Here is a 12,988-nt window from a genome sequence, read left to right on the forward strand (position 1 = left end):
GCCCCATGTCACCACGCAAAGCCCTTCCCACCGCCCTGGCCCTCGGCCTGACCCTCGCCGCCGGTGCCCACGCCGATGAAGGCATGTGGATGCCGACCCAGCTGCCGGAACTGGCCAAGCCGCTGCAGGCGGCCGGTTTCAAGGGCAATCCGGCCGACCTGGCCAACGTCACCGCGCCGCCGCTGAGCGCCGTCGTGCGTGCCGGTGGTGGCACCGGCTCGTTCGTGTCCTCCGACGGCCTGCTGCTGACCAACCACCACGTGGCGATGGGCGTGATCCAGTACAACAGCTCGCCCGAGCACAACCTGATCGACAACGGCTTCATCGCCAACGGCCGCGCCGATGAGCGCCCGGCCAACCCGGACTTCCGCGTGCTGGTCACCGTCGGCTTCGACAAGGTGACCGACCAGGTGCTGGCGCAGGCGCGCGGCAAGACCGGCCGTGCCTATTTCGACGCGGTGGATGCGGCCAGCAAGCAGATCGTGGCCGAGTGCGAGAAGGACGGCAGCGTGCGCTGCTCGGTGGCCAACATGTACTACGGCACCGACTTCTACCGCATCGCCCAGCTGGAACTGAGCGACGTGCGACTGGTCTACGCGCCGCCGCGTGCGATCGGCAACTACGGCGACGAGATCGACAACTTCATGTGGCCGCGCCACACCGGCGACTTCACCCTGCTGCGCGCCTACGTCGGCAAGGACGGCAAGCCGGCTGCGTACAGCAAGGACAACGTGCCCTACCAGGCACCGGCACACCTGCAGATGTCCGTGGAAGGCCCGAAGGAAGGCGACTACGCGATGCTGGCCGGTTACCCGGGCATCACCTACCGCCACCGCACCGCCGCCGAATTCGCCGGCCAGATCGATGCCGTGCTGCCGCGCCGCGTGTCGGTGTTCCAGCAGATGATCGACACCATCGAAGCCGCCAGCGCCAAGGATGCACAGGCGCGTACCCGCTACGCCTCGCAGCTGCAGTCGCTGAAGAACAACCGCAAGCGCGCCGCCGGTGAACTGGAAGGCCTGCTGCGCAGCGATGCCAAAGCCCAGCGCGCCGCCGACGAAAGCGCGATGCTGGCCGCCACCGACCGCAGGTACCAGGGTGATATCAAGGCGCTGCTGGCCAACCTGTCGCAGGGTGCGACGGTGGGCGAGCGTGACCTGCTGCTGGACCAGATGGCCGCGCAGAGCCAGCTGCTGCGCTCGGCATTGCTGCTGGAGCGCCTGCGCATCGAGTCGGCCAAGCCCGACGCGCAGCGCGAGAGCGGCTACCAGCAGCGCGACCAGGCGATGATCGAAGGCGTGCTCAAGCAGGTGCAGCGCCGCTATGCGCCGGAGGTCGAGAAGGCGCTGCTGACCACCCTGCTGACCCGCTACCAGCAGCTGCCGGATGCGCAGCGCGTGGCCGAGTTCGACGCCGCCTTCGGTCGTACCCCGCAGCAGCTGGCCAAGGCATTGGACACCCTGTACGCCGGCACCCAGCTCGGTGACGAGGCGCAGCGCCTGTCACGCTTCGCTGCCGCCCGCGAAGGCAAGGCGCTTGCCGCCGATCCGCTGATCGCCGTGGCCGGCCCGCTGGTGGCCGCGCAGCTGCGCATCGAGAACGAGAGCAAGACCCGCGAAGGCGAGCAGCTGCGCCTGCGCCCGGCCTACATGCAGGCGCTGTTCGCCTGGCGTGCCAAGCAGGGCCGCGCGGTGTACCCGGATGCCAACCGCACCCTGCGCATCAGCTACGGCAAGGTGGAAGCACTGCATCCGCGCGATGGCGTGAGCTACTCGCCGGTGACCACCGTGGCCGGCATCGTCGAGAAGAACACCAACGCCTATCCGTTCGATGCACCCAAGCCGTTGCTGGCGGCGATCGCCAAGGGTGACTTCGGCAGCACCGCCGATCCGGCGCTGAAGACCCAGACGGTCAACTTCCTGACCAACCTGGACACCACCGGCGGCAATTCCGGCTCGCCGGTGCTCAACGCCAAGGGTGAACTGATCGGCCTGAACTTCGACAGCAACTGGGAATCGGTCAGCGCCAGCTGGTGGTTCGACCCGCGCTACAAGCGTGCCGTGCACGTGGACATGCGCTACCTGCGCTGGCTGCTGGCCAAGGTCTACCCGGCGCCCGAGCTGCTGAAGGAAATGGGCGTGCCGGCCCAGTAAGAAGCCGGCCACGACCAACGGTCGTGGCCCGCACCGCGTAGGCCCCCACCCTGGTGGGGGTGGTTGCCCCCAACGAGCCCGTACACCCGGCCATGCCTGGCCTACACTGCGGGTTCCTCCGACGGAAACACGCGCGTGGTCTCCAGCTGGATCCTGCTGCTGGTCTCGGTTGCCTATGCCGCGCTGCTGTTCGGCGTGGCGTGGTGGGGTGACCGCCGGCCGATGTATCCCGACCGGCCATGGCTGCGGCCGGTGGTCTACAGCCTGGCGCTGGCGGTGTACTGCTCGTCGTGGACCTTCTACGGTGCGGTCGGCACCGCCGTGCGCAACGGTGTGGGCTATCTGCCGATCTATATCGGCCCCTTGCTGCTGCTGCTGTTCGGCTGGCGCATCATCGAGCGCCTGGCGCTTATCGCGCGCAGCCAGAACGTGGTCTCCATCGCCGATTTCATCTCTTCGCGTTTCGGCCGCTCGCGGCGGCTGGCAGCGCTGGTGGCGATCATCGCGCTGATCGGCATCATTCCGTACCTGGCCCTCCAGTACAAAGCGGTGGCGATGAGCCTGCAGGTGCTGACCGGCAACACCGGCCCGACCGGCTTCTTCAGCGACCCGGCGTTGTACGTGGCCCTGTTGATGGCGCTGTTCGCCACCCTGTTCGGTACCCGCCAGGTCGATGCCACCGAGCATCATCACGGCATGATGCTGGCCATTGCGCTGGAGTCCGTGATCAAGCTGGTGGCGATGGTGGCGGTGGGCGTGTTCGCCTACGTCTGGCTCAGCGACCGCAACGAAGCGGTGGTGGAGTCGGTGCATACGCTGTTCACCGGACTGCCTCCGGTGGGCTTCCTGTCGCAGACGCTGCTCAGCTTCCTCGCCATCATCTGCCTGCCGCGCCAGTTCCACGTGGCGGTGGTCGAGTGCGGGGATGTACGCGATGTACGCCGTGCGCGCTGGATGTTCGGCGGCTACCTGGTACTCATCTCGGCGATGGTGCTGCCGATCGCCACCGCCGGTGTCAGCCTGTTCGGTACCGGCAGTGGCGTGGCCGATGACTCGATGGTGCTGGCCCTGCCGCTGGCGGAAGGGCGCAACACACTGGCGTTGATTGCTTACATCGGGGGCTTCTCCGCGGCGACCGGCATGGTGATCGTGTCCTCGATCGCGCTGGCCACCATGGTCAGCAACGATCTGGTGATGCCGGTACTGCTGCGCCGAAGTGGTGATCACCAGGAAGCCGCCGACGTCGCCTCGCGCGTTCTGTGGATCCGCCGGCTGGCGATCCTGCTGCTGGCGCTGATGGCCTACAGCTACTACCGCAGCAGCAGCAATGACAGCACCCTGGCCAGCTACGGCCTGATGGCGTTCGCTGCCGTGGCGCAGTTCGCACCGGGGCTGATCGGCGGCCTGTACTGGCGTGGCGCCAGCCGCCGCGGCGTCGAGGCGGGCATGCTGCTGGGCTTCGGCACGTGGTTGTACACGCTGCTGCTGCCAGCGATGACGATGGCCGGCTGGATGGACGCCGGCTGGGTGCAGAATGGCCCGTTCGGCATCACCTGGTTGCGCCCGCAGCAGTTGTTCGGCATGACCGGTTGGGACCCGCTGACCCATGGCACGTTCTGGTCACTGCTGGTCAATGCGGCGACGATGATGCTGGTGTCCGCGCGCTGGCGACCGGGCGTGGACGAGCGGCTGCGCGCCGCGCCATTCCTCGATCCGTATGCCGAGCGCCCCTCGGTGGCCGGTGGCTGGCCCGGTCATGTGCACGTGGGCGACCTGCTGGCACTGGCCTCGCGTGTGGTCGGTGAACGCCACGCGCGGCGCGCCTTCTTCGAGCAGGCGCAGTCGCTGGGGCGCGAGCTGCAGTCCTCGGCACCGGCCGACCGGCCCTGGGTGCAGTTCACCGAGCGCCTGCTGGCCGCATCGATCGGCGCGGCGTCCGCGCGGCTGCTGCTGACCAGCCTGCTGCGCGGCTCGGGCATGGACCTGGGCGAAGTGGTGGCGGTGCTGGATGAAGCCGGGCAGGAGCTGCGTTTCAACCGCGAGATCCTGTCGACCACGCTGGAGAACATCAGCGCCGGAGTCAGCGTGGTCGATCCGGACATGCGCCTGACCGCCTGGAACCGTCGTTACCAGGACATGTTCGGTTACCCCGACGGCATGCTTTACGTGGGGCGCCCGGTGGCGGATCTGATCCGCTACAACGCCGAGCGTGGCGAGCTTGGCGAGGGCGACATCGAGATCCAGATCAACCGCCGCATCGGCTACATGCGCGCCGGTTCACCACACGTGTTCGAGCGTACCCGCAGCGACGGCAAGGTGATCGAGATGCGTGGCCAGGCGCTGCCCGGTGGCGGCTACGTCACCAGCTACAACGACATCACCGATTACAAGCACGCGGAAAAAGCCCTGCTGGAAGCCAACGAGACGCTGGAACAGCGCGTGGCCGAGCGCTCGCACGAGGCCGAGGTCGCGCAGCAGTCGAAGACCCGCTTCCTGGCGGCGATCAGCCACGACGTGCTGCAACCGCTGAATGCCGCGCGCCTGTTTGCTTCCGCGCTGCGTGACAGTGACCACGTCAGTGACGAGCAGAAGCATCTGGCCGAACGCGTGGATGCCTCGCTGCGTGCCGCCGAGGAACTGCTCGATGGTCTGCTGGATGTATCGCGGCTGGATGCTGGCGGCCTGCACCCGGTGATCGGCGAGTTCGACGTGAGCGCGCTGATGCGGGAGCTGGCCGCGCAGTACACCCCGGTTGCCGCTGGCCGTGGCCTGCGCTTGGACCTGTTCGCGCGCCCGGCGTGGGTACGCAGCGACCGCCGCCTGTTGCGCCGCGTGCTGCAGAACTTCCTGGCCAACGCGCTGCGCTATACCCGCCAGGGCCGCATCGTGCTGGCAGTACGCCACCGTGGTGACGAAGTGGAGCTGCAGGTGTGGGATACCGGCCCCGGCATTCCCGAGCACCACATGCGGCAGATCTTCGACGAATTCCACCGCTACCAGCAGCCGTTCGACTGGGGCGAGCAGGGCCTCGGCCTGGGCCTGTCGATCTGCCAGCGCATCTCGCGCCTGCTCGACCATCGGTTGAACGCACGCAGCCGGGTCGGCAAGGGCTCGATGTTCTCGATCATCCTGCCGCGGGTGGCGCCGCTGCCCGGATACACCGAGTTGGCCACGCCGGCACAGGCCGTGGCCGCACCGGTACGCAGCGATTCGCTGGCCGGGCTGCGCGTGCTGTGCGTGGACAACGACGAGGAAATCCTCGACGGCATGCGCGCGCTGCTTGGCCGCTGGCAGGTGCAGGTGATCACCGCCGCGACCGTCGACCAGGCGCTGGAGAAGATCGCCGAGCGTCCGCAGGTGATGCTGGTGGACTATCACCTGCACGACCGCATGGACGGCCTGGATGCACTGGTGGCCCTGCGCGATGCGGCGGGCTACCCACTGCCCGGCGCGCTGTTGACCGCCGACGGCCGCGATGAACTGAAGCGCATGGCGCGCGAGCGCGGCTACCGCGTGCTGACCAAACCGATCAAGCCGGCCTCGCTGCGCGCCTTCCTGGGCGCGCTGCGCGATGCGCAGTAGTGCCGGCCGCCCGGCAGTAGATCCACGCCATGCGTGGAGGTGATGCCTGGTAGTGCCGGCCGCTGGCCGGCAACCACGCAATCGCGGGCGCGTTAGCCCACGCCATGCAGGTGTTCGTACAGGATCGTCGCACCGATGATCACCAGGATCACGCCGCCGATGATCTCGGCGCGCTTGCCGACCATGCTGCCCAGAACGCGGCCGAGCATGATGCCGGCAGTGACCATGGTCAGCGTGCACAGGCCGATCACCGCAGCCATCACGCCGATATGCACGTCCATGAAGGCCAGGCCGATGCCCACTGCCATCGCGTCGATGCTGGTGGCAAAGCCGGTCAGCGCAAGCTTCCAGAAGCCGTGGTGCTGCGAAGGATCTTCTTCTTCCCCGGCACTGTCCGGGCGCAGGCCGTTGTAGATCATGTGGATGCCCAGCGCGCCGAGCAGGCCGAAGGCGATCCAGTGGTCGAAGGCTTCGACGTACTGCAGGGCGGCACGGCCGAGCAGCCAGCCGATGATGGGCGTGATCGCTTCGATGACGCCGAAGATGATGCCGGCGCGCAGCGCATCGCGGAACACCGGTTTGCGCATGGCCGCACCCTTGCCGATTGCAGCGGCGAAGGCATCGGTGGACATGGCAAAGCCGATCAGGAGGATCGAAATGGGGGACATGGGCGGCGGGTGAGGTCGGGCTAGGACGGACGCACGGCCTGCGCTCGCGCCCAACCTGGTGTTGCGCGCGCGGGCCGCTGGTCTCGCCAACCATCATGGTTGTCCACGCCACGGCGCACTGGCCGAGTATGTTGACGTGGACGATTCCTGCGAAGGAATCCGGCTACTCCCCAAGGGGACGCGAAGCTTAGCACTGCGATCCGCGCGTGGCGCGTTTCCAGCGAAACGCGCAGGCAGGGCTGGTTTGTATAGCGATGGCTATACCGCGAGCGCAGTGGTGCCTGGTAGTGCCGGCCGCTGGCCGGCAGGTGCAACGTCAAAAGCGTGCCAAGCAAGCTTGGCACCTACCGGAGCGGTTTCGTGCGTTTCGCGCGTTTCAGGGAATTGCCGGCCAGCGGTCGGCACGACCGTCAATCCTCTTCCGGCGGCAGCACGATGGCGTCGTCGTCGATCGCCAGCTTGCCGGCCATCAGCACGGCCTGGGTGCGGTTGGTCACGCCCAGCTTGCGCAGGATCGCGGTGACGTGCGCCTTGATCGTCGCTTCGGAGACGTTGAGGTCGTACGCGATCTGCTTGTTCAAGCGGCCTGCGCCGAGCATCTGCAGCACGCGGAACTGCTGCGGGGTCAGCTCGCGCAGGCGCTGGCCCACCTCGCGTTCCTCGCTGCCGGTGGGCGGTACGTTGTGCGCTTCCGGCGGTGCCCAGGTCTCGCCATCGAGAATGGTGCCCAGTGCATGGCCGATGGTGTCCGAGTCGGCCGACTTCGGAATGAAGCCGAGCGCGCCGTGGTCGAGTGCGCGGCGCATCACCGTGGCCTCTTCGCGCGCGGACACCACCACCACCGGCAGGTGCGGGTGCAGCGAGCGCATGTGCACCAGCGCGTTGAAACCCTGCGCACCGGGCATGTTGAGATCCATCAGGACCAGGTCGGCGTCGTTGTGCTGGTCGGCCAGCGCGTACAGCGCTTCCACGCTGTCGGCTTCGAACAACTGCACGCCCGGGATGACCCGCTGCACCGCCCCACGCAGGGCTTCGCGGAACAGCGGGTGGTCATCGGCAATCAGGAGGGTGGTCATGGGTCGAGCTTATCGATCAGGAAAAGGAGCGACGTGATGGCAGGTGCAGGACGGGTCGGACACGGCCGGGTCCCTCCTCCCGGCCACGTCCCTGGCGCGTCCTGCGCCTGCAGTCACGCCATCAGCGCACCTTGCGCTCATCCACCAGCGACGCCACCACCGACGGATCGGCCAGGGTCGAGGTGTCACCGAGCTGGTCCGGCGCGTTCTCGGCGATCTTGCGCAGGATGCGGCGCATGATCTTGCCCGAGCGGGTCTTCGGCAGGCCCGGCGCCCACTGCAGGTGGTCCGGCGTGGCGATCGGTCCGATCTCCTTGCGCACCCAGGCGACCAGTTCCTTCTGCAGTTCGTCGCTCGGTGCTTCTTCGGCCACCAGGGTCACGTAGGCGTAGATGCCCTGGCCCTTCACGTCGTGCGGGAAACCGACCACGGCCGCTTCGGCCACCTTCGGGTGCGAGACCAGCGCGCTTTCCACTTCGGCGGTGCCGATGCGGTGGCCGGACACGTTGATCACATCGTCGACGCGGCCGGTGATCCAGTAGTAGCCGTCCTCGTCGCGGCGGCAACCGTCGCCGGTGAAGTAGCTGCCCGGGTAGGTACGGAAATAGGTGTCGATGAAACGCTGGTGGTCGCCGTACACCGTGCGCATCTGGCCCGGCCACGAATCACGGATGATCAGGTTGCCCTCGGTCGGGCCGTCCTGGATCTCGCCATCGGCATTGACCAGCGCCGGCTGCACGCCGAAGAAGGGCAGGGTGGCCGAACCCGGCTTGAGGTCCATCGCACCGGCCAGCGGCGAGATCAGGATGCCGCCGGTTTCGGTCTGCCACCAGGTATCGACGATCGGGCAGCGGCTGTCGCCGACCACCTCGTAGTACCAGCGCCAGGCTTCCGGATTGATCGGCTCGCCAACGCTGCCGAGCAGGCGCAGCGAGGCGCGCGACGTCTTCTTCACCGGCTCCTCGCCCTCGCGCATCAGCGCACGGATGGCGGTCGGAGCGGTGTAGAAGATGCTCACCTTGTGCTTGTCGATCACGTTCCAGAAGCGCGAGGTATCCGGATAGTTCGGCACGCCTTCGAACATCAGCGAGGTTGCGCCGTTGGCCAGCGGCCCGTACACGATGTAGCTGTGCCCGGTGACCCAGCCGACGTCGGCGGTGCACCAGTAGATGTCGTCCTCGCGCAGGTCGAACACCGCTTCATGGGTGTAGGCCGCGTACAGCAGGTAGCCGCCGGTGGTGTGCAGCACGCCCTTCGGCTTGCCGGTGGAACCGGATGTGTAGAGGATGAACAGCGGGTCTTCCGCGTTCATGCGCTCGGGTTCGCAGGTGGCCGGCTGGCTGTCCACCACGTCGTGGAACCAGCGGTCGCGCGGCGCCTGCATGTCCACCGCGCCGCCGGTGTGGCGCACCACCAGCACGGTTTCAACCGTGTTCGTGCCCGGCAGCTTCAGCGCGGCATCGACGTTGGCCTTCAGCGGAATCTTCCGGCCGCCGCGCAGGCCTTCGTCGGCGGTGATGATCAGCTTGCTCTGGCAGTCGCTGACGCGGTCGGCGATCGAGTTCGGCGCAAAGCCGCCGAACACCACCGAGTGGATCGCACCGATGCGCGCGCAGGCCAGCATCGCCACCGCAGCGTCGACGATCATCGGCAGGTAGATGGTGACCCGGTCGCCCTTCCTGACGCCGAGGTTGCGCAGCGCGTTGCCCAGGCGGCAGGTGCGCTCGTACAGCTCGCGATAGGTCACGTGCTGGGCCGGCGCGTCGGGACCATCCGGTTCGAACAGCAGCGCGGTCTTGTCGCCGCGCGTGTCCAGCTGGCGGTCCAGGCAGTTCACGCTGGCATTGAGCTCGCCATCTTCGAACCACTTGATGTGGAAGTCGGACAGGTCGTAGCTGACGTTCTTGATCTTCGTCGGCTTGCGCATCCATTGCAGGCGCTCGGCGGCCTTGCCCCAGAAACCATCCGGGTCGGTCACCGAAGCCTGGTACTGCTGTTCGTACGACGTCTTGTCGATGCGTGCCTTGGCGGCGAACTGCGGATCGACGGGGTAGATATCAGCCATGGCACCCTCACTTGCACGTTGACTTTGTATGTGCGGTCGCAGCATCGCGGCGACCGATTCCCCTCAGTTTGCCCCATCCACCCCCGGTCGCGTCACCACTCTGGTTAGACCATGGTCGAAAGTGAGCGCCCAGCAGGGCCGGGTTCGACCAATGGCGAATAGCCGCTGTGCGCGAACGCCCCGCAGTCTCGGCTCGACCGTGCCCCACGCGCGGCATCACCTTGCCACTTGGGAGAGAGGGCAACATGAGCCACCGTACGTTGAAAGCCGTGCGCAAACCTTTGGCGGCCTGCCTGTTGGTCGCCCTGGTCGCACCGGGCATGGCGTTCGCAGAGACCGCCAAAGAGAAAGCGCTGGAAGCACGCGTTGCCGAACTGGAACGCCAGGTCCAGCTGCTGCTGTCTTCGCAGCAACAACAGCAGACCCAGATCAGCCAGACCCAGCAGGCGGTGACCGAAGTCCGCACGGTGCAGGCCGGGCAGAAGCCGGTCGCACAGGTGCCGGCCGGCAAGCAGCCGATCCAGGTCACCACCATCACCCCGGGCGCGGCGCCGGGCACTACGGTCAAGATCGGCGGCTTCATCAAGGCCGACTTCCTGGCCACCCAGACCAGCGATGGCCAGCTGGCCGACGATGCCACCGGCCGCTCGCTGTACCTGCCGGGCCAGACCCCGGTGGAAGGCGCCGGCGGCAGCGGCAAGCGTTCGGGCACCGACTTCAATGCTCATGCCAAGTTCTCGCGCTTCAACCTGGGCATCGACAACGTGAGCGAATCGGGCAACAAGGCCGGTGCGTTCTTCGAGATGGACTTCTTCGGCAACTCGCTGGGCAACCAGACCGCCACCAACACCTATGGCGTGACCCTGCGCCACGCCTACATGTACTGGAACAACTGGCTGGCCGGCCAGACCTGGTCCAACTTCATGGACGCGGCCGCGCTGCCGGAAGCGGTCGACTTCGTCGGCCCCACCGACGGCGTGATCTTCGTGCGCCAAGCCCAGGTGCGCTACACCCAGGGCGGCTTCAGCGTCGCGCTGGAGAACCCGGAAACCACCACCCTCACCGGTACCCGCAACCCGGTCACCGGCGCCTGGACCAATGCCAGTGCCAACTCCGATCGTGGCAGCCTGCCCGACCTGACGCTGCGCTATGGCTGGAAGGGCGACTGGGGCACCTTCGGTGTCGGCGGCATCGTCCGCCAGCTGAAGGTCGACAACCAGGCCACCGGCGCCAAAGCCGACAAGGTGGCCGGCGGCCTGACCCTGGGCGGCAAGTGGGTGATGGGTGACAGCGATTCGCTGCACTACCAGCTGACCGGCGGCGAAGGCATCGCCCGCTACATCGGCCTGGGCATCACCGCCGACAGCGCCTACGACGTGGCTCGCGACGAGCTCAACCCGACCGGCGTGCTTGCCGGTTATGTGGGCTGGCGGCATGCGTTCTCGCCGAAGCTGCGCACCAACCTGATCTACGCGCGCAGCGACTACGACAACGACAGCGTGCTGGGCCCGCTGGTGACCAAGAGCGTGCAGAGCGTGCGCGGCAACATCTTCTACTCACCGCTGCCCAAGGTCGATATCGGCGCCGAGCTGATGTACGGCCGTCGCGAGATCGAGAACGGCAACAAGGGTGACATCACCCGATTGCAGTTCACCACCAAGTACAGCTTCTAAGAGCGTGCCGGCCAGCGGCCGGCACCTACCGAGATGGGGTGCCGGTCATGGCCGGCACCTACCGAGATTGAGTGCCGACCAAGGTCGGCACCCACCGAATTGAGTGCCGACCAAGGCCGGCATCTACAGAGGGAAAACGTCCCATGTCCAGCACTGCATCAAGCCCGCACAATCCAGCGGGCACCCTGACCCAGGGCCACAAGAAGGTCATCTTCGCCTCGAGCCTCGGCACGGTGTTCGAGTGGTATGACTTCTTCCTGTACGGCTCGCTCGCCGCCATCATCGCCAAGCAGTTCTTCAGTGGCGTCAATGAAACCACAGGCATGATCTTCGCCCTGCTGGCGTTCGCTGCCGGCTTCTTCGTGCGTCCGTTCGGCGCGGCCTTCTTCGGCAGCCTCGGCGACCGCATCGGCCGCAAGTACACCTTCCTGGTCACCATCCTGATCATGGGCATCTCGACCTTCCTGGTCGGTGTGTTGCCCAACTATGCCTCGATCGGCTTCGCCGCTCCGGTGATCCTGATCATCCTGCGCCTGGCCCAGGGCCTGGCGATGGGCGGTGAGTACGGCGGTGCTGCCACCTACGTGGCCGAGCACGCGCCGGACGACAAGCGTGGCCTGTACACCAGCTTCATCCAGTGCACCGCCACGCTCGGCCTGTTCATGTCGCTGCTGATCATCCTGGCCTGCCGTTACTTCCTGGGTAACGAAGCTTTCGAGGCCTGGGGCTGGCGCATCCCGTTCCTGGTCTCGATCCTGCTGCTGGGCATCTCGGTGTGGATCCGCCTGCAGCTGAGCGAGTCGCCGCTGTTCCAGCAGATGAAGTCGGAAGGCAAGGGCTCCAAGACGCCGTTCCGTGACAGCCTGAAGGGCGGCAACCTGAAGCTGATGCTGCTGGTCCTGCTTGGTGCGGCAGCCGGCCAGGCCGTGGTCTGGTACGGCGGCCAGTTCTACGCGCTGTTCTTCCTGAGCAGCATGCTGAAGGTCGATGCCACCACCTCCTACCTGCTGATCGCCGCTGCACTCGCACTCGGCGTGCCGTTCTTCATCTTCTTCGGCTGGCTGTCCGATCGTATCGGCCGCAAGAAGATCATCCTGGCCGGCTGCCTGCTGGCTGCCGTCACCTACATCCCGATCTTCAAGGGCCTGACCCACTTCGCCAACCCGGCCATCGAAGAAGCCCGGACCAACTCGCCGGCACTGGTCATTGCCGATCCGAATACCTGTTCCTTCCAGTTCGACCCGGTCGCCGTACGCAAGTTCACCAGCTCCTGTGACATCGCCACCGCCGCGCTGACCAAGGCCGGCGTGCCGTACGACGTGCAGCCTGCCGCTGCCGGCTCGCTGGCGATGGTGAGCGTGGGCAGCAGCCAGGTCACCTCGTATGAAGGCGCTGGCCTGAGCAAGGAAGACGGCAAGGCAAAGGCCGATGCGTTTGGTGCGGAGCTGAAGACCGCCCTGACCACCGCTGGTTACCCGGCCAAGGCCGATGGTGCACGCATCAACATCGCCGGCACCATCTTCATGCTGTGGCTGCTGGTGCTGTACGTGACCATGGTCTACGGCCCGATCGCCGCCTACCTGGTCGAACTGTTCCCGACCCGCATCCGTTACACCTCGATGTCGCTGCCGTACCACATCGGCAACGGCTGGTTCGGTGGCTTCCTGCCGGCGATCTCGTTCGCGCTGGTGGCCGGTACCGGCAACCTGTACTACGGCCTGTGGTACCCGATCGGCATTGCGCTGATGTCGGTGGTGGTGGGTGGCCTGTT

Annotated in this window: 7 protein-coding genes and 1 riboswitch; of the genes, 4 read left to right on the forward strand and 3 right to left on the reverse strand. The window is 66.7% G+C overall.

From position 1 onward, the window contains the following. Positions 1 to 5 precede the first annotated feature (5 nt). Both N7590_RS15240 and N7590_RS15245 read left to right on the forward strand, forming a co-directional pair. A complete protein-coding gene (locus N7590_RS15240; protein ID WP_164240819.1) occupies positions 6 to 2,153 on the forward strand; it encodes a S46 family peptidase in 2,148 nt (715 codons plus the stop codon). Between the two features lie 135 nt (positions 2,154 to 2,288). After that, positions 2,289 to 5,735: a PAS domain-containing hybrid sensor histidine kinase/response regulator gene (locus tag N7590_RS15245; protein ID WP_053510498.1), complete on the forward strand. Its 3,447-nt coding sequence runs from the start codon at positions 2,289 to 2,291 to the stop codon at positions 5,733 to 5,735. 92 nt (positions 5,736 to 5,827) lie between these two features. On the opposite strand, the gene N7590_RS15250 is transcribed toward N7590_RS15245, so the two are convergent. From N7590_RS15250 to acs, 3 genes are all read right to left on the reverse strand, one after another. After that, entirely contained in the window at positions 5,828 to 6,403 is a 576-nt protein-coding gene (locus N7590_RS15250) for a manganese efflux pump MntP family protein (protein ID WP_164240818.1), read from the reverse strand. 88 nt (positions 6,404 to 6,491) lie between these two features. Beyond that, positions 6,492 to 6,581: riboswitch (yybP-ykoY riboswitch) on the reverse strand. Positions 6,582 to 6,813: 232 nt separating this feature from the next. Beyond that, positions 6,814 to 7,479, reverse strand: coding sequence for a response regulator transcription factor (locus tag N7590_RS15255; RefSeq protein WP_006477308.1), 666 nt, complete (start codon positions 7,477 to 7,479; stop codon positions 6,814 to 6,816). 121 nt (positions 7,480 to 7,600) lie between these two features. Then, positions 7,601 to 9,544: an acetate--CoA ligase gene (gene acs, locus N7590_RS15260; protein ID WP_164240817.1), complete on the reverse strand. Its 1,944-nt coding sequence runs from the start codon at positions 9,542 to 9,544 to the stop codon at positions 7,601 to 7,603. Between the two features lie 245 nt (positions 9,545 to 9,789). On the opposite strand from acs, the gene N7590_RS15265 reads away from it, so the two are divergent. Together N7590_RS15265 and N7590_RS15270 are read left to right on the forward strand one after the other, a co-directional pair. Next, a complete protein-coding gene (locus N7590_RS15265; RefSeq protein ID WP_164240816.1) occupies positions 9,790 to 11,217 on the forward strand; it encodes a DcaP family trimeric outer membrane transporter in 1,428 nt (475 codons plus the stop codon). 143 nt (positions 11,218 to 11,360) lie between these two features. Next, positions 11,361 to 12,988 (forward strand): MFS transporter (locus tag N7590_RS15270; RefSeq protein WP_279935707.1); only part of this gene is annotated, 1,628 nt, incomplete at its 3' end.

The organism is Stenotrophomonas sp. GD04024 (assembly GCF_029837545.1).
Taxonomy (GTDB): Bacteria; Pseudomonadota; Gammaproteobacteria; order Xanthomonadales; family Xanthomonadaceae; genus Stenotrophomonas; species Stenotrophomonas forensis.